Below are 23,866 nucleotides of genomic sequence, written 5' to 3'. Positions count from 1 at the left end.
GTCTCCTGCCCGGACATCGCCAGCCAGCCTGGGCATAGGAAGTATTGGCCGCAGCCCGTATTGCTTGTATTGATATTTGTCATTGTTAAAACGCGTGTGCCGCCGGGATTCAAGCCGGTCTCCTTATACTGGATTGGCCAGCAGCGCCGGCGGCATGATTTGATAGACAACGGCGAAACGACAGGAGTGAGACATGAGGATAGACAAAGGAAATACGCTGTACGCGCCCTTTACCGCGGCAGTGATGGCGGCCGGCATGCTGGCCGCATGCGGCGGCAGCGATGATGACCCGGTTGCCCCGCCGGCGGCTTCCGCCCAGGCACCCATGACCTGCGCCCAGCTTAACGGCATGACCATAGCGCCGGCATCGATCGGCCTGCCGACCACGGGCGCGACCGTGACCAGCAGCCAGGTCGTGCCCGCCGCCGGCACCGGTGCGACGGCGGTAGGGGAATACTGCCGGGTGCAGGGCGACATCAATCCGGTCGATCCCGCGGCGCCGAAGATCAAGTTCCAAGTCAACCTGCCCGCCAACTGGAACAGCAAGGCGATGATGTTCGGCGGCGGCGGCTATAACGGCACCATTGCGACCGGAACCGGCAATGTGCCGGCGGGCCCGACCGACAGTCCGGTGCCGCTGGGGCGCGGCTATGCGACCTTCGGCAGCGATTCCGGCCACCAGGCCAATGCGGCCGGCAGCCGCGACGGCAGTTTCGGCGCGAATGACGAAGCCCTGCGCAATTTTTCCGGCGACGCATTGAAGAAAACGCGGGATGTCGCGATGGCCATCATCAAGTCTCGCTATGCGGCCGACACCGTGCAGAAAACCTACTTCGCCGGCGGCTCCACCGGCGGCCGTGAAGCGCTGCTCGCGGTGCAGAACTGGCCCCAGGATTTCGACGGTGCCATCGTTCTCTATCCAGCGTGGAACGCGGCGGCACTCGATCTTCAGTTCGGCCGCATCACGCGCGAGCTTGCCAAGCCGGGCGCATACCCGAACCGCGCCGAGCGCAAGCTGATGTACGACGCCTCGATGGAAGCCTGCGACGGCCTGGACGGCGTGCGGGACGGCCTGATCAGCAACGTCAACCAGTGCAATGCCACCTTCAACCTCGCGACCGCGACGCTCAACGGCGCACCGCTGCGCTGCCCCGATGGTACCGATACCGGGGATACCTGCCTGTCGGATGCGCAGATTGCCGCCTTCAACGTGATCAATACGCCGCTTGCGCTCAACTATGCGCTGGCCAGCGGCGAGACCAGCTATCCGGGCTTCAATACCTGGGGGACCGACTTCGGCATTCCAGGCACCAGCCCGCTGCAGCCGACCGTGCTCACGCTGTCGCTCGGCACGGAACAGCCGGCCAACCCAATGCCGCCGGTGACGGCGACGACCAGTCCGCCTTACGGCAGCACGTTCTGGGATCAGTGGGTGAAGTATTTCGTCACGCGCGACCCGAACTTCAATTCACTGGCGCTCGATCCGCAGAACCCGGGGCCATGGCAGGCGCGCATCGTCGAGCTGACCGGCATCCAGGATGCCAACAAGACCGACCTTTCGCCCTTCCTGAACAAGGGCGGCAAGATTCTGATGGCGCATGGCTCGCATGATGCGCTGGTCAGCACCCGCGCGACCCAGCAGTATTACGACAGGCTGCGCAATGCAATGGGCTCGGCCAGGGTGGACAGCTTCATGCGCTATTACGAAATCCCGGGATACGGGCATGCCGTCAGCAGCGTTTTCAATGCCGCCTGGGATTCGCTGACCACGCTCGAGAACTGGGTGGAGAGAGGAGTCGTGCCGCCCAACCAGACGGTGGCCGACACCGCCGGCGTGCCGGGACGCACGCGGCCGCTGTGCGATTATCCTAGCTGGCCGAAGTATCGCGGCAGTGGTGACGTAAACCTGGCGCAAAGCTTTACCTGCGCTACGCAGTAAGCATTAAACGCGGGTTGGGCTGTTGGACCCGACCCGCACTCCCTCTCAATACGAATGCCCGCCTCGAGCGGGCATTTTTTCTGATTTCCTCAAATTGAAAGCACGATGCGCACTAAACCGGTGCGGTTAGACAATTGTTCATTATCAATTGCAGACAGGGACCTTATTGGTGGATAGCAAAGCTTGCACCAAGCCGATCATGTCTAATCGAAACTTGTAACAGTTTGTTAATTCATGGATGCGTCCTGTTTGACCGGGCGTGAGCTTGCCATGGAACCGTTCGAGGCAGTTCAGTGCAGGGCCGGCGCATTCAATAGTGTCCAGGCGTACGGTTCTCGCATACCTCGCATGCGGCTTTCGCTTTCAATCCGGATACGTCGATTCATAAGGCCTGGCGATGACTTTGTCACAACTTCTTCTCGTGCTGCGCGCGCGGCACCAGCTTATCCTCGGGATCCTTGCGGCGACGGTTGGCGTTGTCCTACTGCTGAGCCTGATCCTCCCGAAGTCCTACAAGGCGACCGCCACGCTGGTGCTCAACTACACAGGCATCGATCCGGTTACCGGCATTGCTTATCCCGGGCAGATGATGCCAAGCTATCTGCAGACTCAGGTCAATATCATTAAAAGCCGGTCCGCAGCAATCAAGGTGGTGAAGGAACTCAAGCTGGCTGAACGCCCCGATCTGCGTGAAAAGTTCGAGAGCGCGACGGAAGGTCGCGGCAATATCGACGACTGGATCGGCGAACGGCTCCTGAAGAAACTCGAAGTTGTTCCCGCCCGCGACAGCAATGTTGTCGACCTTACCTATCAGGCCCGGTCCCCGGAAGAGGCTGCCGCAGTCGCCAATGCGTTCGCTGCAGCCTATCAGGAGACGAGCCTGCAGCTGAAGGTTGCTCCGGCACGCGGCGCGGCCAGCTATCTGAACGACCAGGCGAAAACGCTGCGCGAGTCGCTGGAAGCAGCGCAGAAACGCCTGTCCGCGTTCCAGCAGGAACACGGTCTCTCCTCTGCCGATGGCCGGTTCGACGTGGAGTCACTGCGCCTGACGGAGTTGTCGGCACAACTGGTGACAGTGCAGGGACAGCTGACCGATGCGCGTTCGCGCCAGCGCAACAGCAGGGCCGACAACACCGTTTCGCCGGATGTGTTGGCCAGCCCGCTGATCCAGAACATGCGCTCGCAGGTGGCGCAGGCCGAAGCTAGGTTTGCGCAGACCGAAGCACGCTTCACCGCCGACCATCCCAGCTACCAGCAGGCCCGGGTGGAACTGGATCGACTGCGCGCCGCGCTCGAACGCAACGTCAACGCTGCAACCGGCGGCGTGGCAAGCAGTGCATCCATCCTGCAGGAACGGGAAGCCGAATTGCGCAATGCCGTGAATGAACAGAAAGCAAAAGTGCTACAGCTAAACCAGGCCCGCGACCAACTGTCATTGCTGGCCAAGGAAGTGGAAAGCGCGCAGTCCGCCTATGACAATGCCACCAAGCGCGTCAGCCAGACCCACCTCGAAGGACGCTTCAACCAGCCGGACGCCACCGTCCTGAACGCAGCGCAGCCGCCGTTCAGGGCAAGTTTCCCGAACCTGCCCATCAATATCGGCTTGTCCGTGCTGGCCGGCCTGCTACTCGGGCTCGGAGCCGGACTGATGGCAGAGATGCGCGATCGCCGCGTACGTACTGCCGTCGACCTCGCAGAGGCGATGCAGCTGCCGGTCCTCGGCAGCATCGACTGGAAGCCCAACAGGAAAACGGGCGCCCGACTGCCTGGCGCACCGATCCCGCAATTGCTTGCCCACCATTGATTGAGCTGACCGAGGCCGCTGATGAATTCCCCGATCTATACCATTGCTTCACGTTCGCAGGAACAAGTTCCCGCTTCACGCATGGGCCGTATTCTGGTCGAGCAGGGGCGAATCGACCCGGTGCAGGCCGAGCGCATCGCCACCATGCAGAAAGAACGGGGAATCCGTTACGGCGAGGCGGCACGCAGCCTGAACCTGGTCTCGGAGGCCGACATCCAGCGGGTACTGGCGCAGCAATTCGGTCATCCCTTCAACGAAACAGCAACAGGCGTTCAATCGGAATTGCTGGTGGCAGCCTATGCGCCCGACTGCGCGGAGGCGGAAGTCCTTCGGTCGATTCGCACCCAGATCATTACCCGCTGGTTCGCTCGCGGCCATCAATGGTTATCGGTTGCAGCAGTCAATCCCGGCGACGGCAACAGCGTTTTCGTCGCCAATCTGGCGATCTCGTTTTCCCAGCTGGGCATGCGCACGCTGTTGATCGACGCTCATCTGCGCAGGCCTCGGCAGCATCAATTGTTCGGCTTGAACAATGCGCTCGGATTGACTGACATGCTGTCGGGGCGGATCGGCATGGAAGCCGTACAGAACCCCGAGAACCTGTCGCTGCTTGCCGTAGTGCCAGCCGGTGCGCTGCCGACAAGCCATGTCGAGGTCGCCCGGCAGGATGCTTTCTCGCACGTGCAAAAGCGTCTGTCCGAAGCATTCGACGTCATTCTCGTTGACTCGCCGCCGTTCGCAACCTCGGCCGACGCGCATGCAATCGCCGCTCGCATCGGAGGCGTGCTGCTGGTCGCACGGAAGAACACTACGCGCGTCGCCGATGCCAGCGCGCTGAGCACTCAACTGACGGCAAACGGCATCGCCGGCGTCGGATCCGTGCTTCTCGATTTCTGACGCCATGTCGGCTGATCCCGCATGACACACGATGTCTGAAAGGAATTCATGAGGCTTGCCCTGCAGGAACCGCGTAACCTCGCCTTGCTCGATCAGGCGCTGGTGTCGGGCTGCAATTTTCTAAGCGTGCTTTACATCGGTCGTCATTTGCCTGCGGCGGAGTTCGGCCTATTCAGCCTGGCCTTGCTATGTACTGTTTTCCTGGGAAACATGCATCGCGCGGCAATCACGCAGCCGATGAACGTGCTTGGCTCGGGCGAAAAGCCCGGTGCCGTGACAGCGCGGCTTGTCACGCTGCTGCGCGCGCATGCGCTTGCCATCCCTCTGGCGGGACTGGTCGTATGGCAGTTATCGACGCATTTCTTTCCCGACAATGCTGTCATGCTCAGCTGCGCGCTGTTCATCGGCTGCTCCTTTCTCCAGGAAACGCTGCGCCGCTATTGGTACACGCTGAACCGCCTGGACAAGGCGCTGATGAATGATGCACTTGCCTATGGCGGCAGGATGCTGCTGTTGCTTGCGGCGGAAGCCTTCCACGGTTTCAGCGGCGCGGACGTGTTCATCCTGATGGCTGCACCGACCCTGCTGGCCTTCCTCCTCGGCGCGCGCGCGCTGCGCGGCAGCGACACTGGCACAGCCGCTCCCATGAAGGCGGTGGTGCGGCAGCACTGGCAACTGTCACGCTGGCTGATCCCCACGGTGCTCGCCGTCTGGGGCGCAAGCCAGATCTATCCTTTCCTGCTGGCCGGGCTGGGTCCGGTGGCAGTTGCCTCGTTCATGGCATGCCGCAATCTGCTAAGCGCCACGACCGTCGTCGTACAAAGCGTCGACAACTATCTTCCGGTCCGGGCGGCTACGCTCTTGCGCCAGCAGGGGAGAGAGGCATTCAAGCGCCATTTGCTTCGTACTCTGGCTTATACGGCAGGCGGCGGCCTCGTCTTCGTGTGCGTCATGCTGCTGGCCGCGCGTCCGCTGCTGAGCCTCATGTACCAAGGCACCTATGACGGCGCCGCCGACATCCTGCGTATCCTGCCGCTGGGAACAGTATCCATGCTGCTTGGTACCGTGCTCGGCGCCTACTCGCTCGCGATGCAGGATTCCCGCGCATCGTTTCTCGCCAACCTCGGCGCCACCGCAGTTACGCTGACTATCGGCATCTGGCTGGTCTGGCACCAGGGCTTGAAGGGGGCTGCCTTCGCGACTGTACTGACCGCAACCACATCGATGCTGCTGCAAGGCGCGCTGGTGGCGGCAAGGTTTCAGCAGCTGCCTGATCTGGAGGCCACACATGCATAGAAGTTCCATGCTTCGGCGTGGCCCGGGCCCGAGGGGGCGGCCATGAGCACTGTGCGGCTCACCGCAATTTATCCTGCCGGCGCCAGGACCTCGCCGCTGGTACTGACCGATTACGCGTTCCTTGCAGCGTTGGCGCTGGCTCTGCTGATTGCGGTCGACCCGCTCGACATGCTGCTGGAACGGATGATCCATACCAAGCATCTTGCGCTGCTCCTTGCCTTGTCGGCGTTGGTTCTGTCGGTGGCCGGCTACCACATGCAAGCAGCCGCGCACGCAGGAAGAGCCGGCTTTTCAATAAAGGAACGCTTGCCGATGCGGGAAATGCTGAGCATCATGGCGCCGCTTCTTGCGCTGGCGGCTTTCATCATCGGTGGAGGACTGGTGGCGCGGTTCCATTTCGGCATTCAGAACAGTTTTCTCGTCGCCGGCGTATACATCTGCATCGCTCCGCTGTCGGCAGCGATGGTGCTCTATAGCCGCAATCCGGTGCAACTGATGCGCCGGTACTTCAACTGCGTTACCGTCGCAGGCGTGATCGTGTTCTGCGGACTCGCGGTCAATTACGGCGTCAAGCAGGTCTACCATGAACTCGAATACCTGTTTCCGGCTCTGGCCGTGCTTGCCGCGCTGGGCTCCGGCTCCATGACGGCGAGGGCCGGCAAGGTTGCATTTTTCATTCTGCTGGCCTTCCTTTTCAAGAAGAACACCGGTTACCTTGCCGCTCTTTCCGTCATCGGCTACCTCTATATCGTCGTCGTCTGGCGCCGCTGGGCGGATATGCATATCGTCAAACGCGCCGCTGTCATCAACTGGACGCTCATCGCCGTCATCGCTCTTGGCGCGCTCATCGGCTATCTTTACCTGAACCGTGCCGCCTACCTGCCGAGCGGAAGTCCGGAATTCCGCCTGCTAACCTACGAGCGCGCCTGGCTGCGTTTTCTCGAATCCCCCTGGATAGGGACTTGGTTCGCCGCTCCGGGATCAGAGGAATTCACCGGCTTCGATACCGGTGTATCGGACAATATCCTGCCTACCCACAGCGATATTCTCGACATGCTGGCCAACGGCGGAGCGCTTGCCATCGTGCTCTGGGCGTGGGCGCTGGCGCGGATTGCCCTCCATGCGGCAGTGCGCGTACTGTCTCCCGCCTGGCGCGATCATCCGCTGGCGCCGTATGCGCACACCCTGGCCGCGATGAGCATCGTCGGCGTGATTACCTACGCGTTCAACCCGATCTTCCTGCAGCCAGGCAAGGCGTTCCTGCTATGGGCCAACCTTGGCCTGCTGACAGGCGCCGCCCTGAAAATCACCCGGCCTGCCGGCGCCGCATCCACCGAACAGCAGACTCCGACATCATGAAACCCTCCCTGCCGACCATTTCAATGGTCACATGTTCCTACCAGCAGGCCCGCTTCCTGGACCAGACGATACGTTCGGTGCGTGCGCAGAACTACAGCGGTCTGGAATACATCATCATTGACGGCGGATCGACCGATGGCAGCCGAGACATCATCGCCAGCCACAGTGACGCGCTTGCCTATTGGGTATCGGAACGCGACCACGGTCAGTCGCATGCGCTCATGAAGGGGTTTGCGCGTGCCACGGGGGATATCGCAGGCTGGCTGTGCTCGGACGACATTCTGCTGCCTGGCGCTCTCAAGCGTGTCGGCGAATTCTTCCGCGACCACCCGGAAGTCGATGCGGTATTCGGCGACTCGATTTGGATAGACATCAACGGCGCTCCACTCCGTCCGAAGCGGGAAATGGGATTCAACCGTTTCGTATTCCTGCATGATTACAACTACGTGTCACAGCCTTCAATGTTCTGGCGACGGCGATTGTATGAAGCGGTCGGCGGCGTACGGCCCTATTTTCATCTGGCTATGGACAATGATTTATGGGAGCGGTTTTCCGCTCGTACGAAGATTGCCCACATGCCGCACTATCTGTCCTGCATGCGCTATTACGAAGCGCAGAAGACCAACACGTCACGCCTGCGCCAACGCGGACGGCGGGAAGGCCTGCTGGTACAGCAGCGGGCCAGTCGAATCGCCAGGGCCACAGCAGCAAGGCCATTGCTGCAGGCCGCGGCACGCTTTATCCGCATCATTCAGAAGGCCGCCGCCGGTGGCTATACCGCCAAGGTGCCGATAGAACTGCTCCCTTGGCTGGATGCACATGCCACGCAAGACCCCAACACCATGACTTCCACACTCAGCAAGGCAACGGCGTCTTGTTCCGACCAACCGCAGTCCGTGAAAACAGCGCCATTGAGATGAAAATTTTGATCGTGCATAACAAGTATCGACGTCGAGGGGGTGAGGATGTCGTCGCCGAAGCGGAAGCCGCGCTGTTGCGCCGGCATGGCCATGAAGTCGAATCCTACATCCGGCGCAACGACAGTATCGACGATATCGGGCCGCCGAAGCTATTGCAGCAGACATTCTGGTCTTCGCAGACGGTGCGGGACCTGGAACGCTTTGTGCGGGACTTTGATCCAGACATCCTGCACGTTCACAATACCTTTCCGCTGGTGTCGCCTTCGCTGTTCTGGGCTGCGGCACGCAATGCGCTGCCGGTAGTGCAGACACTGCATAACTTCCGTCTGATCTGTCCACAGGCAATGTTCCTGCGTTCGAATGCGGTCTGCGAAGATTGCCTGGGAGGCACCCCGTGGCGAGGAGCTCTGCGCGGGTGCTATCGCGGCTCGGTGCTGCAATCAACGGTGTTGACCAGCATGCTCGCGGTGCATCGGACACTGGGCACTTATCGCAACAAGGTTACCCGATATATCGCGTTAAACCGGTTCTGTGAACAGAAATTCATTCAGGGCGGTTTGCCGGCCGAGCGCATCATGATCAAGCCGCATTTCGTTGACGTGCCCGCGCCGCCCGAGCAACCGAGATCGGGTGCGCTGTTCGTCGGAAGGCTGGCGCCCGAGAAGGGCATCCGTGTTCTTCGTCATGCCATCGACGCGCTGCCGTGGTTATCGGTCAAGGTGATCGGCGACGGCCCCGAGCTGCCTTTGCTGGTTGACCATGCCCGCGTAGAGTATCTAGGCGAGCTTGATAACCAGGACGTGATCGCCGCCATGTGCAGCGCCGCCTATCTCATCATGCCCAGCATCTGGTACGAAACCTTCGGCATGGTCATTCTCGAAGCTTTCGCCTGCGGCTTGCCGGTGATAGCTTCGCGCCACGGCGCCATGGAGGAATTGATCGATGACGGCAAGACCGGATTGCTTGCCGAGCCAGGGTCGGTGGAAGACCTTGCAAGCAAGATCACCTGGGCTAACACCCATCCCGAGGAAATGCTGCAGATGGGACGCAACGCACGCGAGGAATACCAGTCGCGATATACGCCTGAGGAAAACTACCTGCAACTCATGCGCATTTATGACGACGCGCTTGCCGAAGCGTCCGCCACTGAACTTAGCCGGAATCTCGTGCCATGAACGCGCGCATGCCATCGGTGAAGGCAATGGACATCCCGCTGGATCGCCCAGCGGCATCCTCCGCGATCATTCGGGTCGCATCCCTGATGCGGAGGGAGGGGCAGACCGGATTGCAAACACATGTACGCGCCGTGCTCGCTGCAATGCAGAAGGCGGGGCGCACCGCGACGCTGGTGACGCCTTTCGATCCGCCATGGTGGCAGGTAGTCCCGGTATTCGGCCTCCGCAAACTTGTCGAACCGGTATCATCTGCCGCCGGCGTATGGTGGCATGAACACTGGCACAAGGTATTCCTGGAGCGCATGCTGCGCATGCATCTGCAAGGAGGGGAGCCCTGCGTCGTTTATGCTCAATGCCCGCCTTCCGCACAGGCCGCGCTTGCCGCGCGGCGCGGGCCGCAGCAGCGGGTGGTGATGGTGGTGCATTTCAACGAGTCGCAGGCCGACGAATGGGCAGGGAAGGGCTTGATCGCTCCGGACGGCCGGCTCTTTCGCGCCATCCGCGCACGCGAACATCAGATCCTGCATCAGGTCGATGGCCTTGTGTTCGTCTCGGATTACATGCGCCGCCAGCTCTGTGCGCGTTACCCGGAGATTGCGCAGGCCCGGCATGCCGTCGTACCCAACTTCATCGCCGATCCGCAAGAGCCAGACACAGCACCTGCTGGCCGTCCGCACCGTGAAAGCAATTCTATCGATGCGGACCTGATCAATATCGGCACGCTGGAACCGCGAAAGAACCAGGCTTATCTGCTGCACATCGTCGCGGCAGCGCGCCGGCGCGGCGTCTCGCTACGCGTCACGCTGGTCGGTGACGGGCCGGATCATGCCATGCTGCGCGCTTCCGCCGCCACGCTTGGCATCGCAGACCTCGTCCGATTCGCCGGATTCATACCTGATGCGGCCGGCCTGATTTCCAAACATCGCGCCTATATTCATGTCGCCCGGCTTGAGTCGTTGCCACTGGTCCTGATCGAAGCGCTGGCTCATGGCGTGCCGGTCTTTGCTCCGGCCGTTGGCGGCATCCCTGAAATGTTCGTCGATGGCGTGGAAGGCAGCATGGTTCCGCTGGATGATGCTGACGCGGCGGCTGCAACGATCATTCAGCGTCTCGAGAGTGCATCAGGAATGGCAGCGGCAGCGGCCGCCGCGCGTCAACGCTTTCTTGATTGTTTTGAAAGCAAGGCCACCGCGGCGAGACTGGCGGCGTTTCTCGACGCCTGATTGCCGCCATGGCATGCCCGCCAGGGCCGTCGCCGCGCCCAATGCTGCAATAGCGCCGTCGAATTAATACTACTTTTCTATCAGCACGGGCTTCATGCCGGCAGCGATAACCTGTCCAGGCTGAACAGTCGAAGCCGTACCGTCAATCGTTTTCAAGCGTACGTACCCGGCCGGGACCGTGTAGCTGGTTTGTCCGCTTGCACTCCATACGATCTGCGCTTCGTAGCCGTTGGCGCGCGTCAGCTTGCACTGATAGAGGCTGCCGGTAACCTGGCAAGGGCTGAAGCCCGCGCCGATCATCCAGTTGTAGACTTCGCGATATGCAATGCCGGGCTTTTTGATGATGTCGGTATTGCGGTCAAACAGCGTTCCCCAAGAGAAGTGCTCCCATCCATACCAGAATGAACGCTCGATTCCGTGGAAGAAGCTCAGCACCTGGTAGCGCGCTAGCCACGCGGCCTGCTGGTCCTCGTCGGCGCCCATTGGCCAGCTGGTATTGCCCCAACTGTGCTCCGTGTCCCAGGTCGGTTTGGCGCCGATACCATGCTTGTCTTTCACGGTGCGCAGGTTGGCTACCAGTAGATTCAGTGTTTCCGGCGGACCATAGAGATAACCATGGAAGCTCACTACGTCCGCATAGGCAGCGCCGCCAGCGCCGAAGTAGGCATCCAGCCAGGCAGCCGAGCTGGTGCCCTGCGGCGCGGGTGAGAGTACCGTCCCACCGTTGGCGCGGATGATGGAATAGGCATCTTTGGCCATCGCCACCAGCTGCGCATTAGAGCCTTTCCAGAAATTGCCGGCGTTCGGTTCGTTCCACAGCTCCCAGTATTTGATCTTGCCCTGGTAACGCGTGGTGATGGCCTTGACGAAGTCCTGCCAAGCCTGCGGATTGGGCGCATAGCAGGAACCGGGAGTCGCGCCGTCGCAGGCTCCACTCGGATTGGTTGAAGCCCATGCCGGGACATAGCCGAAGGTATAGACCAGTTCCACGCCATGCGCCAGCGAATCGGCCACCTGAGCGTCGAGTTCCGACCAGTTGTATGAACCGATGCCTTTGTGAATATCGATCCATGCGACACCCGGCCAGGAATCCCAGAGGCGCTGCGTGCCGAACTTCACGGTCGGCCAGCCTTCGTGACGCTGGGCCGCGACGTGCATGCCGAAAAACTCCGGGCCGACAATTCGTCCTGAAGGAGCGGGCGTGGGTGCTGGTGCAGGCGTTGGGGAGGGAGCGGGGGCAGGTGTGGGTGCTGGAGCGGGTGCAGGCGAGGTCACCTTCTTGCGCGCCGCCTGCAAGCTGGTCTGGCTCGTCGCGGCATCGCCAGCAAGAGCGGCTGAAGTTGAATCATCACCTCCGCCGCATGCGGATAACAACAGGGCGACACAGGTAGTAGCAAGCGACATGCAGCTTAAGCGATTAGAGTGAGAAGACGACATGATCAATTTGTAAAGACAGCAGAGTCGCCTCCGTCTGCCCGGTTTCCGTAGAGAGTATAAGAGAAAGCAGGCATATCAATCGTTCCTTGCGGAAACATTTAATTACAGTGTTTCGTTCTTCTGTTCTTCTTCTATTCTTAAAGCTGTTGTTCTAAATAAGTAAGAATGCGAGATCATGCCGATTGCGATGCCCTTTGACGGAATTTGTGACGAATGTCATTTTCATCACGGAGAGGCATGGTTAATCTAGCTGCAGGTCTGGCGTGGAATCGAGTCGGTCAGACGATCCGGGTGTCGTCTTCGCAATCAACCAATCATCACCATCAGCTATGGACGCAAGACAGCAGATTCAACCGGTGGGATCGGCCGGCAACAAGACGGCATTGGCACAATTCGCCTCGTCAATGACGAGGGCAGCCACGAGGCTTCTGGCACATCGGGGTGAACGTGGCCTGCTCGGTTCAATCGGCTTCGCGCTGCGATACCGGGTCCTGCCGCTCCTGCCACGCATCAGGGGCCAGATACAGATTGCCCGGATTTTCAATCATCCAGGCCCGAGGCTTTTGAAAGAACGCTATCCCTCAATTGAATATAAGTACCTTCGCAATTACTTGTCACTGCATTTCCCGGTCAAGACACGCATGGAGGTGATGGCGAACCACTACCGCTTTCTTTCAACGCGCGTGCCTGAGACATTCTTCGCAGCGATATTCGACGAAGCGATTCCCTTGTGGGAGGCGCGGATGGACGAAGGCAGCATCAGCGTAAATCTGTCCTTTCCACACTCCTTCGATGGCCCTCATGAACAGCATGACCAGGAAGGGGATCTTGCCTTGTTCCTTTGCCTGGATGGAACCCCGATCTACAAGCTGGCATTTACCATCGCACCAGGCAAGGTCTTTGGAATTGCCAACGATGCGCAGGTGACATTGATCGGCTGCCTACAGGGGCGTGCGGGCAGTCACGAACAGATTAAAGCGATCACGAAAACCTTCCATAAGTCGCATCCGAGCACTTTGCTGACTCAAGCCGCTGCCGCGATTGCGGCAGCGCTGGGAACCGTCGGTATCGTCGGCATTTCGCAGGATGCGCAACCATGCGCTGAAAAGAAATTCCAGTTCAGATACGACGAGTTCTGGGCCGGAATGGGCGCCTCGGTATTGGACAGCGGCATGTTCTTTCTCCCGTTTCCCTTGCCGCAGAAGCCGCTATTGTCCATCGATCGCAAGTACCGCAAGCAGGTACAGAAGAAGCGGGATTTCCTTGACGCCTTTTCCAGCGACGTGGCGAAGGCCTTCCATCAGAAGCTGATTGCGCCTGGCATGCACTTGGAACAGCCAATCGAGCCGCGTACGGATCAATGAAGCTTGCCCATGCCGTTATCCGCTGAGCCCGAGCATAACTGGACTGCGGCAGGGAGCGCCAGCGGACGTCCAATATAGAAACCCTGAATCCGGGTTACCCCAAGCGACTGCAAGGCATGCATCTCCGCGGCGGTCTCGACGCCTTCTGCGACGATAGCCGAGCCGGTTTCCTCAGAAAAGCGGGAGAAAGCGGCGGCTAAAGCGCGACGCGACATGTCGGTGTCGATATTGCGTGTCAGGCTCATATCAAGCTTGATCCGGTCCGGCATCAAATGAAGGATATGGCGGAAGCTGGAATAACCGGCTCCGGCGTCATCCACCGCCACCTTCAGGCCGCGTTCTCGGTACGGACGTATTTTCCTGACCAGTTCGTCATAGTGCTCGACCACGGCGTGCTCGGTGATTTCCAGCATAACCCGATGCAGCGACTTTCCCTGGAAAAGCTGGTCGATGGTCCCTTCGAGTATGTGCTCGGGCGACATGTTGACAGAAACATAAATGTCGGCCGGCAGGTCTGTCAGGCCCTGCAGCCCCATGCGCACCGCGCGCGCCTCGAGTTCTCCGCCGAGGCCGATTTCATTGGCTTCGCTGAACCAGACATCGGGCGAGCGTTCAGGCACGGCGATAAATCGAGACAAGGCTTCGAAGCCGACCACCTTGTGCTGCACGAGGTCATAGATGGGCTGATACACGACGGAGAGTCCATCGTCGTGCAAGGCCGCCTGCAGCCGCGATGTGATTTCTTCGCGACGCCGCGTCTGCCTGCGTTCGCGCTCGATCAATTCGCCGGCGACATCGGCGAATACGCGCATCATGCTGAGATCCCGCTGGTCGAGCGTATTGTCCGCCCCGTGGTTGAAGCAGCAGAACGTCCCGTAGATGCTGCCGTCCTGCATCTGGATCGGGACGCTCAGGTGCGCGCCCACCGGGAGCGCATGGGTCGGTGGCAATGCCGCGGCGACCGGGTTGAGCCACGCATCGGGAATAAGCTCCGGCAGCCGGCCGTCGACAACACGCTGGCAGAAAGATTCTTCCAGCGGATCACCCGCGCCGGGCTGCACCGGATTGTCCGGCGTCTGCGGGTCAACCTGGCGGAATACCCGTTTTCCCCCGGAAAATTCGGAGATGAAGGCCACATCCATTTTCAGATGCCGCCGGATTGCCGCGAGCATCTGCGACAAGGAAGCCTGATACGGCTTGTTTTCCGATGTCACGCCGTCGAGCAGCAGTTCTGACAATGACAATTGAATTCTCCCTTGTTTCAACCCGATTGAGAGCCCGAAGGCGGGGAAAGGTTCTTTCTTGGTCCCGGCTGTAACAGCGTGGTTTCGTGGTCGGCAAAACGCGTTTTACATGTTTCGTCATTTACCCTGCAGGCAACAGGGATGTTATTTTCTGACTGAATGCTTGTTATCCAAAAATAAAAGCAGACGCCAGGCGCGCCAATTGATTACATTGGAGCCTTTTTCCGGAGCATGGGGTTTAAACAGGGCTGGTCCTGTACAGTGGGATATGGCATTGTTGAGCCTTTTGGCAAAAAAGGATGTAAAGTCCTGCCACTTCCGGATGAATGGGTTTATAACATGCGTAGCGAACCGATCGAAGCGCAGAATCTGGCGTTAGCGCCAAAGACGCCGGCAGAGATGCCTCATCCGATATGCATGGATACCCGGCGCACGGCATTTGCTTCCACGGCTGCACGAAAGCACCATTCCGACCCAACTTATTAGACATTATGGACAGCGGTAAAAAAGACGGCTTGCAGGGCCCTTATCTGAATGACTTGCGCAAACGGCGCATGTCGATCGTGATCTACCTGATGAATGGAATGAAACAGTTTGGCGTGCTCGAATCATTCGATCAGCATTCCATTCTCCTCAGGCAGGGACAAAACCTGCAGCTTGTCTACAAGCATACGGTGGCGACCATGATGCCGGCGCCGAAGGACAGCATCCGGCCCAAGACCCGACCGACCGAAGCCATTGTTCAGCGCGGTGAAGGAGGCGCCGGGGCTGCGTCGTCTTCCCCTGTGCCGGTTATCAGGCGCAAGCCAATGCGCCGACTGGTCAAGCCCGACGAATAACTGTCGCAACTGTCGCAACTGCCGGAACTGGCATTACTGCCATGACTGCAGGCCCAGGCTGCTGGCCGTTAGCGTCCGGCAGCCTGGGGAAGCGCCCGGGGAAATACCCTTCCCCTGCGCGAGTCTTATTGCCGCCGCGCGAGAAAGCCTCCGACAACGGTAGCGCCGCCGCTGTTTGAAAGTGTGTATGCGCCGCCCATTTCAGCCGGGCTTGCGCCGCTCATGCCGCCCGGAGCCACTGGTCCGAAATAACGTCCGCTGACTCCGCCACTCATCGTTCCGTTGTTTGTCGACCCGGTCAGATAATTTGCGACATTGCTGCCGCTTGCGCCCATGTAAGTGACCGCGCTGATGGTCGCAGGCACCGGAGTGGCCGCCGCATCGTAGGTCTGCGTGTTCTGGATGGATATGGTTGTCTGACGCGTGCTGAAATTGACGCTCACCGTTGCGAGTCCATAGTAGAACGCTGCCTCCGAAGACGCATTCGGCGCATACCAGCCATAGGCGAATCCGTAATAGGTCGCCGATCCCGTCGCGGGTACGGACGCAGGATCGGTCACGTCTCCATAAGCGACCATGCCGCTGCGGCTCTGGTTGTGCTCGTCAGGTCCGGGGCCGCCGGTCCACTCGACGATGTCGACCGTATCCTGCGTCACCCATGCGGCGAGGTTTCCGTATTGATAGCCCCAGTTGGATAAGTACCGATAGCCCTTGGAACCGGGGAACGGCACGCCGGGGCCGCTTCCGCCCGGCAGGATCGTCGGATTGCCGTTCGCGTCGGGCGGTCCGTCACCTGAATGCACATCGCCGTCACCGTGCAGGCGGCTCGCGGTGGTGATGTCGGGCTCGATTCCGCCTGCGCGCCAGCCGCCCGCCTTGAACTGAACGCCGCTGGTCTCGGTAGTCGGGCACGGATTCATGTCCGGCGCGCAGCGCGAAGGATTGCCGCTGCGAGGGAAGTAGCGGTTGTTCGCATAGTTGAGCTGGGTGCCGGCCGGGCCCTTGGTGCCGAAATCGTAGTAGCCGAGATCGGAGCTGGGGGGTAGCGATCCGAATACCAGCGCACCGCCGGCATCGCGTGAAACGCGTCCGGCAGTGGGATTGAAGGTTTCGATGATGATCGGCCGCTCCACCTTGCCGTCCCAGGAAATTCCAAGATTGCTCAGCAGGACGGCAGGCGCGGAGATCCTGCCGTCTCCGGCCTTGCTGACGCGGATCTCGGCCGTGCCGCCTGAGGCGGGTGCCAGCCCGTATGCGCCAGAAGGATTGGTATATGGCTTGACCAGATCGCTGGTTGACTTGCCATAGGCCTGGACTCCTGAACCTGACAGCGCGACGCCGTTGTCCATCCTTATCACGCTCGAGCCGCTGCACTGGACGGCCGGTCCGCCTATGCACGACATGGTCATTGGTACGGACGACGGCACAGGAGCGGGTAATCCGGGGGAAGGTGCAGGTGCAGGTGCAGGTGCAGGCGTCGGCGATGGCGATGGCGATGGCGAAGGTGTCGGCGTGGGTGATGTTGAGGCATATTCGCAGATCTTGTCCGCACCCGGCAGGGGGTCTCCGAACACTTCATTGCTGCAACTGATGCTTTCGGTAGCGGTACGCACTGCATAAGTGCCGTTCAAGCCATAGCGCACTTCCGTGGTTCCCGTGAACTGGCAGGTGCCGTATTCATCCGCGCATTTGGTCCATACGGTCGGTGCGGGGGCCGGCTCGGGAGCCGGCGAAGGTGCTGGAGACGGCGTAGGCGTAGGTGTAGGCGTGGGCGATGGAGCCGGGGCTGGCGACGGCGTGAGAGTCTGGTATTCGCAGATCTTGTCGGCGCCGGGCAACGGGTCGCCGAATACTTCATTGGTGCACGCGATGGAACCGCTGGCCTGCAGGCTTGCATAAGTGCCGTTCAAGCCGTAGCGTACCTGGGTGGTACCAGGCACACTGCAGGTGCCGTACTCGTCCGCACACTTGGTCCAGCTTTCCACAAATGTTTCCGGCGCCATCGTGGACGAGGAGGTTTGCCGAGCGGAGTCAGGCCCCGCTCCTCCGCATCCACTCAGTCCGCTGATCATTAACAAGACGAGGCCCGGCACACGCCGTTGGCGAATCGATTTCAAGAGCTGCTCCCTGAGAAAATTTTAACCACTTTACTATTGCCAATTATTTAATATTTGACAGTGGTCAATCAGTTCCATCCCGTGGCAAAACTGCTACAACATATTTGTCATGATGCGTTGTGCATGGTTGCGCGCAAGGCCGACTGGCAGGCCCGTCGTCGATGCATGAAGCCTGGAATGCGGATATCACCTATGCGCTGCTGTCACCGCGCATACCGGGAAATGGCATTCATCAGATCGGCAAACTTGAATGGCTTGGGAAAAACCATGTTGAATCCGGCTTCGATTGCAGCCGTTCTATCCTGCTCGCTGGTGTACCCGGTGATGGCAACCAGCGAGATATAACGCAGCGCGGCGTCGGCCCGCATATGGCGGGCAAAGTCCAGTCCGTTCATTTCTCCGGGCAGTCCGAGATCGCAGAAGATAATGTCGGGCCTGATTTTTTCCGCGGCGGCCAGGGCTGCCTCCGCACGGTACGCGACATGAGAGGTGCAGCCCTGAATGTGAAGAATGTCGCAGACGAGTTGGGCAAAGTCCTGGTTGTCCTCGACGACCAATGCAACGAGCTTTTTATTTTCATTTTGCATGGGGAAGTAGGAAAGGCGGCTTGAGCATACGCGCGTTTTACTGCGGCGGTGCCAGGTCTGCGCGCATGCATGGAGTGCGCGCGGGCGGCGTGCCCGTTGAACCGGGGTTGGAGGGGCCGAGGCGCCTGCAGTGGGGGCCTCGGAGTTTATACAGCGCGGTGCGCAGTATTAGCGTGCTTCCTTGGCGGCTTTGATTTCGGCCTTGTTCTGCGCCTTCGCCACATCGGAGGCTGCCTCGTGGACCTCCTTCTGTGTTTTCTGGTGCGCCTTCAATTTTTTCTTGTCGGCCTCGGCGTCGGCTTCGATATTAGTCTGGGCTTCCTTGTTAAGAGCCTTGTTGACGCGCTCGTGAGCCTTGATCGTTTCCTGGTCTACCTTGCCCTGAGCCTTGACCTCGGCCGGGGTACCCTGGGCAAAAGCTGCTGCGGTGGACAGTGCAAGAATGGCGAACAGAGTCTTCTTCATAGGCATCCTCCTGAATGTGTTTAATCGTGTTTGAAGTACCAGGTAGGCAAGGAGGCTGATAGATCGTTCATCATTAAACATGGAATGTGTAAATAAACGTTTCAATAAAATTAATTAACGAGAGGACGTTAACAATTGGTCACGATGCTTACCGTAAATAACAAAAAGACAACAACTTTGTGCCGAACATAAAGTCGGACTTATGCAGAGAGCACAACCTCAACAACATCAAAGGAGCACGCTATGCTGAAGAAAACCCTCACAATCGCGATGATGTCTTCGTTTGCATTGGCGCTGAGCGCATGTGATGTTCGCAAGACCGAACAAGGCGATGTCACTTTGCCGAATTACGAGATCGACAAGACAAAGCAGGGAAATCTCAAGCTGCCGGAATACGACGTGAAGACACCGGAAGTCGACGTGCGCAAGGAGGAAAAGACAGTTGATGTGCCAACCGTTAAGACGGAAGAGCGTACGGTCGAAGTCCCAAACATCGACGTGACTCCGGCCCGGGACAAATAATCGCACTCTGGCCAGCGCTGGAAGCCGGTTGTTGCATTCGATCAATCGAAGCGAACGCGACGTTTTGAAAAAAGCCGGTCCCAGCGATGCCAACCATGAAACCTTCGCGGCCTTGTTGAACACTAAGGGCTTTAACGTAAAACAAGTCCACGCCGCAACCAACCATTTTTTAAAGGAAACTTCATGGCCAAAAATTTGAAAAACAAATATCCCGCAGACAAAGCCGGTACCAAATACAGCGAATTCAAGAACACGAAGCGTGTTGCTCCGGGCAAGACCCGCACTGACCAGCCGAAACAGGCAAGCACCGTATCGAGCAGCAACACCGAGCAGTCGAGCAGCAAGACCGCTTGATGTCTTCGTAGTAGCGTTCTTTTCTGTGTGCTTCACATGGCTTGGCCTGCGTTGAAGCGCACGGTCGCCTCCTGGCCGATTCTGTTACTACGAAGGTCAGGAATGAAGATAGCCACTGCTGTGGCCAGCTCCGTCGCGTAAAACTCGAGGCTGAAACGTTTCTTACCGCGATCTTCTACTCCTGCCGTTCCATTTCCTAAATCTTCCATTGCTCGCGGATTGAGTTCGGTCAACAGTCGCATGATCTGGATTCTGTCATGTAGTAACTTCGCTGAAGAATCCGGCCCGAAGAGGGGATGATACTTCTCAACTTCAGGTTAGGTTGCTGTGGCGCGATGCTCGGCAACAACTCGGGATGGAATACAATGCCCCATTGAAAGTCGAGGTCGCCTGAGCCTCCATTTGCAAACATGCCAGAATAAAAATGAATCAGCAAAACCCGGTCGTCAATTGCACCGCATACCGGAACGGCCTCAAGCTGGGCGATATCCACATCGAGGAGATCAGCGATGTCCTGCTTGAAGACGATACGTTCGTCTGGGTCGGCCTGCTCGAACCGGACGATGCGCTTCTCTTGAAAATGAAGGAAGAGTTCAATTTGCATGAACTCGCGATCGAGGACGCCAGGAATGCACATCAACGGCCGAAACTGGAAGAGTACGGCGAAACCCTTTTCATGGTGCTGCATACCGTTCATCTCGTGGCAGATGCGATCGAGATCGGCGAAACACACATCTTTATCGGTCCCCGTTTCGTCCTGACGGTACGACATGGATCGTCGGCCGGATACACGGCGGTGCGCGAACATTGCGAGAAGATGCCCGAGCGGCTCGCGAAGGGCCCCGGGTTCGTGCTTTACTCGATTGTTGATTTTGTCGTCGACCAGTATCAGCCGGCACTCGATTTCCTGCAGCACCAGTTCCGGCGCGATGAAGAGGAACTCTTCACTCCCGGCTCCCAGAAGGACAGCCTTCCGGATTTCTATCGTCTCAAGAACAGGCTCCTGGTGCTCCAGGCAGCGGCATCACCCCTTGTGGATATGTGTACGCGGCTGCTGCGCTTTCATGGCGAGATCATTCCCAAGGATATTCGCGTGTATTTTCGCGACGTGCTCGATCATGTCGCACGCATCACTCAGACCAGCGACCGGATGCAGGAAATGATCAATGCCGCGATGCAGGTCGCCCTTGCGCAGGTCACGATCCGCCAGAATGAAGTCGTAAAGCGGCTGGCAGGATGGGGCGCCATCCTCGCGGTGCCGACCATGCTGTTCAGCCTGTATGGCATGAACTTCAAGTTCATGCCTGAACTGGAATGGAAATGGGGGTATCCTGCCGTGTTGAGCATCATCGTGGTCGGATGTCTCGCACTGCATCGCCGCTTCAGGAAAGCAGGATGGCTGTAACGAAATCAGTGCGGCTAATCCGAAGGTGAGCGGCCGACGGCCAGGACCGCATAATTTGCCGCGAGTACCTGCACCATGGCGCCCACCAGGGACGTATCGACCTCATTGTTTTCACGTCCCGTCACTTCGCCGACAATGGCGACAGCACGTTTCAATTGTGCTCTCGCAAGGTCTGACGCGGCATTCAACAGCAGGATGTCGTTCTCAGAAAGCTGCGGCTTCGCGTTGTTCATGGCATTCTCCCGGAATCAATGAAAGCTGAACTTACCCATGTGCAGTGTTAGGTATGTCGCTTGATAATTCAACCGGATTTCGCAAAGAACCCGTATTGAACCCAGATCAAACCCGTTGGATTTTCCGGTAACCGCTGTCTACCCAAGCCGATGCGACACGCTGGCTCAGCTTGAAGCCGGGAGCGACGCGCACTTCCGCAAGCTGAGTTCCTGTGTCGTCGGTGGCAGCGAGCAGTGCATGCGAATCGTCCTCATCCGGCACGATATCGAGGGTCACGGTGATGAGGGCTGATCGGGTTTGTACCGTCACGCTTTTGTGAAGCATCGCTTGCAGCTGACGCTCCTGCCTGCGGCGCATATCGATCGCGGTCTTGACGAGCATGTCGAACGCGGAGCCGTCCAGCGGTCTGGGATTCTTTTCGCGATCGACTTCCCAGGGACACACCAGAACCGGTTCGGACTCGCCAGTTCGGTGAATTTCGGCTGCCCATCCGCTGCCTGCCTCGTGTGTGATGATGCGCACCGTCCAAGTTTCGTCGGACCAGAGCCGGGGCTCCTGTATCCCGGGTTCCGGGTTTTCGTCGGGTTGGGACGAATCAGGCCCATGCGCTGCGAATTCAGGGATCAATTCCATCCCGGCCGCTGATTCTGTTTCCGACGCGGCCTCGGCGGGATCCGGCAGTAATCCCGGCAGGGATGCCGGCGCAGATGCCTGCCACGCGAATTCACGCATGAGCGCGAATTCGGGTTCGCCTTCGTTTTGCACGTTACGCTTTCTGCGAGGCCTCCGCTGCTTGTCCTGCTTGTCACGCTGGTCTTGTGTCTGCGGCTCGACGGACTCCGGCCCTGCCGCTACGTCAGTCTCCGATCCTGTTCCGGTCCCAGGTCGATCGTCGCCGGCCGAGGTCCCCATCGCATTATTTCCACCGCCTTCAAACAGCAGTCCCAGCTCCAGCTGATCAGGATGCTGGAAATTTTTCCTTCGCTTCATCACGCTTCCCAAAAGACGGGACGCCGTCAGGCGTCCCGTCATGCCGATCCGGCGTTGCGTGAAATCGCCGTACGCGGATCTGTTGTCAATGTTGCCCATATGCTGTTTGCCTGACGTGCAACCAGTCATCGCGGTTTCAGATTCAGCCGGAGTGGATTTTACCGACTGAACAGGGGGTATGTATAGATATACAGTATTTGTATCCGGCAACTACATCACTTGTTGCAGAATTGCTGTTCGAACCACTGGCCCAGCATCGAACGTTCATAGGGCAGTGGCATGCTTTCGGCGCGAAGAAACGGGCTTTCGGAAAGATAGGCCATATTGCTCAGTTCGTGGAGTGTGTCGCGACCTGTCTGCCCATCTTCCTGCACCGCGTACGTCAGCTTGATGCGGGGCCAGGTGACGTCATTCATGACCCGCGTCTGGCCCGATGAACCATGCCACCATTCGACCCGGCCAGCCAGATCGATATCATGAATGCGGATGTCGAGCGATCGTCCGGCTGGCAGGCAGCGGCTGGCGAGCTGCTGCAAATGCCGTTCGAGCGTGGCAAGAACGATGGCATCCGCGCCGCCGGAAGCCCGGCCAAGCCTTGCATCGGTGAAGTTTTCCGGCTCGATGAAGGTGATCTTCGTTTCGCCGGCGCTTGCGATTGCACTCGCCGCGCTCGCGGCCGGCATGGTGCCGGCCAGGGCCAGCAACAGGACAAGACGCTTCGAAAAGTATGGCATTGCTGGGCCCCGGGACAGGATCTGATCATTGGCATGCAAACTGGGAACGATTGGACGCCATGCACGGTATTCCGTTCTGTGCAGTCTCGGAATTTCAGAGTCTAGGAGTCTCGCAATCGCGCCGTCTATCGGAGCAATTCGGCTGCAGCCTCCACCGGCATGCGCAGCACGCCGTGTGCCTCGGCATGCTCGAAGAATGCGCGTTCGCCCGCCTCGAACCCGGAGACCGGGCTCATGCAGTCGCTCAGCAGCACCATGCGCGGAGGAGGCTCCTGCTGTTTTCCGGCGAAACGCAGCAGCTGTTCCACGCTCGCGCTGACGCAATGGCTCGAGGCCTCGCCTGCCACCAGGAGCAGGTCGGTATCCCTGAGAAGGGAAGCAGCCAGCCTGTGATTGAACTGCGTGCTTTCCTCGTCCTCGAACGGCACTTCGGCCTCGAAAACCCCGTAGTGTTCCGATAGCAGATATTCGCCCTTGAGCACCTTGCGTACCGACCGCTGATGCAGGAATTCCCACCCGGCGAGGCTTTCCGCCACGGCGGCGTGAATGTTGTGGCCCCAGGTTCCGGTCACGCAATGTATTGGCCATACCATGAGCTTGTAACGCTTGCCTGCTTCGAGCTTGTCCAGCATGCGCAATACCTGGTCGGTCAAGCCTTCATCACGCGGCAAAAACCGGCGTTCACGCACATCCGCGGCACTTACCTCGGTAAAGGCGGGCATGTCGCTGCCGTCGCCCGTTTTCCAGAAGCTGGTGCGTTCGACGGCGACGCTGGCATGCGAGTCGAGCGTCACCGTAATCCCGGATAGCCGGCCCCCGTGTTTCCCGATGAATGCAGCAAGGCGTGCCATGTCCGCATCGGCGCCGGGCACCGGCAGGGCGGCTCCGGGTATGTCGCAAAAATCATTTTGGGGATCGATGACAAGCAGCTTGATATTCATGTTTCCCTTCATGGCAATCG

General features: G+C 59.2%; 23 protein-coding genes. 13 read left to right on the top strand and 10 right to left on the bottom strand.

What is annotated here, in order from left to right; all coding sequences use genetic code 11:
* Positions 1-193: 193 nt before the first annotated feature.
* The 8 genes from RY831_RS19375 (at position 194) to RY831_RS19340 (ending at position 10,613) form a co-directional block, all read left to right on the top strand.
* A complete protein-coding gene (locus RY831_RS19375) occupies positions 194-1,939 on the top strand; it encodes a tannase/feruloyl esterase family alpha/beta hydrolase (protein ID WP_326508026.1) in 1,746 nt (581 codons plus the stop codon).
* A gap of 397 nt (positions 1,940-2,336) precedes the next feature.
* On the top strand, positions 2,337-3,743 hold the full coding sequence (gene epsF / locus RY831_RS19370; protein ID WP_326508025.1) for a chain length determinant protein EpsF: 1,407 nt from the start codon (positions 2,337-2,339) through the stop codon (positions 3,741-3,743).
* A gap of 21 nt (positions 3,744-3,764) precedes the next feature.
* Entirely contained in the window at positions 3,765-4,640 is an 876-nt protein-coding gene (locus RY831_RS19365; RefSeq protein WP_326508024.1) for a polysaccharide biosynthesis tyrosine autokinase, read from the top strand.
* 48 nt (positions 4,641-4,688) lie between these two features.
* Positions 4,689-5,936 carry a lipopolysaccharide biosynthesis protein gene (locus RY831_RS19360; RefSeq protein ID WP_326508023.1) on the top strand — a complete coding sequence of 416 codons (1,248 nt, stop codon included), beginning with the start codon at positions 4,689-4,691 and terminating at the stop codon, positions 5,934-5,936.
* A 42-nt stretch (positions 5,937-5,978) separates the two neighbouring features.
* Positions 5,979-7,295 (top strand): O-antigen ligase family protein, encoded by a 1,317-nt coding sequence (locus RY831_RS19355; RefSeq protein WP_326508022.1) that lies wholly within the window; start codon positions 5,979-5,981, stop codon positions 7,293-7,295.
* Positions 7,292-8,215 (top strand): glycosyltransferase family 2 protein, encoded by a 924-nt coding sequence (locus RY831_RS19350; RefSeq protein WP_326508021.1) that lies wholly within the window; start codon positions 7,292-7,294, stop codon positions 8,213-8,215. The genes RY831_RS19355 and RY831_RS19350 overlap by 4 nt, the downstream gene beginning before the upstream one ends.
* Positions 8,212-9,390: a glycosyltransferase family 4 protein gene (locus RY831_RS19345; protein ID WP_326508020.1), complete on the top strand. Its 1,179-nt coding sequence runs from the start codon at positions 8,212-8,214 to the stop codon at positions 9,388-9,390. Before RY831_RS19350 ends, RY831_RS19345 begins: the two co-directional genes overlap by 4 nt.
* On the top strand, positions 9,387-10,613 hold the full coding sequence (locus RY831_RS19340; RefSeq protein WP_326508019.1) for a glycosyltransferase family 4 protein: 1,227 nt from the start codon (positions 9,387-9,389) through the stop codon (positions 10,611-10,613). Before RY831_RS19345 ends, RY831_RS19340 begins: the two co-directional genes overlap by 4 nt.
* 69 nt (positions 10,614-10,682) lie before the next feature.
* Here the strand turns inward: RY831_RS19340 and RY831_RS19335 are convergent, their stop codons facing one another.
* Entirely contained in the window at positions 10,683-11,771 is a 1,089-nt protein-coding gene (locus tag RY831_RS19335; RefSeq protein ID WP_326508018.1) for a glycosyl hydrolase, read from the bottom strand.
* 542 nt (positions 11,772-12,313) lie between these two features.
* Here RY831_RS19335 and RY831_RS19330 point away from each other — a divergent pair.
* Positions 12,314-13,414: a DUF535 family protein gene (locus tag RY831_RS19330; RefSeq protein WP_326508017.1), complete on the top strand. Its 1,101-nt coding sequence runs from the start codon at positions 12,314-12,316 to the stop codon at positions 13,412-13,414.
* Here RY831_RS19330 and RY831_RS19325 read toward each other — a convergent pair.
* Entirely contained in the window at positions 13,408-14,658 is a 1,251-nt protein-coding gene (locus tag RY831_RS19325) for a sensor domain-containing phosphodiesterase (protein ID WP_326508016.1), read from the bottom strand. The two genes, RY831_RS19330 and RY831_RS19325, sit on opposite strands and share 7 nt — an antisense overlap.
* Positions 14,659-15,071: 413 nt before the next feature.
* On the opposite strand from RY831_RS19325, the gene hfq reads away from it, so the two are divergent.
* Positions 15,072-15,497, top strand: coding sequence for an RNA chaperone Hfq (hfq, locus tag RY831_RS33425; protein ID WP_437126294.1), 426 nt, complete (start codon positions 15,072-15,074; stop codon positions 15,495-15,497).
* Positions 15,498-15,622: 125 nt separating this feature from the next.
* Here hfq and RY831_RS19315 read toward each other — a convergent pair whose 3' ends face one another.
* The 3 genes from RY831_RS19315 to RY831_RS19305 form a co-directional block, all read right to left on the bottom strand.
* On the bottom strand, positions 15,623-17,482 hold the full coding sequence (locus RY831_RS19315; protein ID WP_326508015.1) for a HupA family protein: 1,860 nt from the start codon (positions 17,480-17,482) through the stop codon (positions 15,623-15,625).
* Positions 17,483-17,817: 335 nt separating this feature from the next.
* The gene (locus tag RY831_RS33265; RefSeq protein WP_367576098.1) at positions 17,818-18,201 is read right to left on the bottom strand and encodes a response regulator; all 384 of its coding nucleotides are present in this window, start codon (positions 18,199-18,201) and stop codon (positions 17,818-17,820) included.
* A gap of 168 nt (positions 18,202-18,369) precedes the next feature.
* Positions 18,370-18,666, bottom strand: a complete 297-nt coding sequence (locus RY831_RS19305; RefSeq protein ID WP_326508013.1) for a hypothetical protein — start codon at positions 18,664-18,666, stop codon at positions 18,370-18,372.
* A 243-nt stretch (positions 18,667-18,909) separates the two neighbouring features.
* Here RY831_RS19305 and RY831_RS19300 point away from each other — a divergent pair, with 243 nt between their 5' ends.
* Both RY831_RS19300 and RY831_RS19295 read left to right on the top strand, forming a co-directional pair.
* Positions 18,910-19,188: a hypothetical protein gene (locus RY831_RS19300; protein ID WP_326508012.1), complete on the top strand. Its 279-nt coding sequence runs from the start codon at positions 18,910-18,912 to the stop codon at positions 19,186-19,188.
* Positions 19,189-19,371: 183 nt separating this feature from the next.
* Positions 19,372-19,542, top strand: coding sequence for a hypothetical protein (locus tag RY831_RS19295; protein ID WP_326508011.1), 171 nt, complete (start codon positions 19,372-19,374; stop codon positions 19,540-19,542).
* Positions 19,543-19,574: 32 nt separating this feature from the next.
* On the opposite strand, the gene RY831_RS19290 is transcribed toward RY831_RS19295, so the two are convergent.
* Entirely contained in the window at positions 19,575-19,784 is a 210-nt protein-coding gene (locus RY831_RS19290; protein WP_326508010.1) for a hypothetical protein, read from the bottom strand.
* Positions 19,785-19,966: 182 nt separating this feature from the next.
* Between RY831_RS19290 and corA the strand changes: the two genes are divergently transcribed.
* Positions 19,967-20,947, top strand: a complete 981-nt coding sequence (gene corA / locus RY831_RS19285) for a magnesium/cobalt transporter CorA (protein WP_326508009.1) — start codon at positions 19,967-19,969, stop codon at positions 20,945-20,947.
* Between the two features lie 14 nt (positions 20,948-20,961).
* Here corA and RY831_RS19280 read toward each other — a convergent pair whose 3' ends face one another.
* The 4 genes from RY831_RS19280 to RY831_RS19265 all read right to left on the bottom strand — a co-directional run bounded on the left by RY831_RS19280 (position 20,962) and on the right by RY831_RS19265 (position 23,846).
* Positions 20,962-21,180, bottom strand: a complete 219-nt coding sequence (locus RY831_RS19280; RefSeq protein ID WP_326508008.1) for a hypothetical protein — start codon at positions 21,178-21,180, stop codon at positions 20,962-20,964.
* A gap of 106 nt (positions 21,181-21,286) precedes the next feature.
* On the bottom strand, positions 21,287-22,270 hold the full coding sequence (locus RY831_RS19275) for a hypothetical protein (RefSeq protein ID WP_326508007.1): 984 nt from the start codon (positions 22,268-22,270) through the stop codon (positions 21,287-21,289).
* A gap of 116 nt (positions 22,271-22,386) precedes the next feature.
* Positions 22,387-22,905 carry a DUF3016 domain-containing protein gene (locus tag RY831_RS19270; RefSeq protein WP_326508006.1) on the bottom strand — a complete coding sequence of 173 codons (519 nt, stop codon included), beginning with the start codon at positions 22,903-22,905 and terminating at the stop codon, positions 22,387-22,389.
* Positions 22,906-23,030: 125 nt separating this feature from the next.
* On the bottom strand, positions 23,031-23,846 hold the full coding sequence (locus RY831_RS19265; protein WP_326508005.1) for a cysteine hydrolase family protein: 816 nt from the start codon (positions 23,844-23,846) through the stop codon (positions 23,031-23,033).
* Positions 23,847-23,866: the final 20 nt, after the last annotated feature.

It is taken from the genome of Noviherbaspirillum album (assembly GCF_035916955.1).
Lineage (GTDB): Bacteria > Pseudomonadota > Gammaproteobacteria > Burkholderiales > Burkholderiaceae_D > Noviherbaspirillum > Noviherbaspirillum album.
This window is presented reverse-complemented; position numbering and strand designations above follow the sequence as displayed.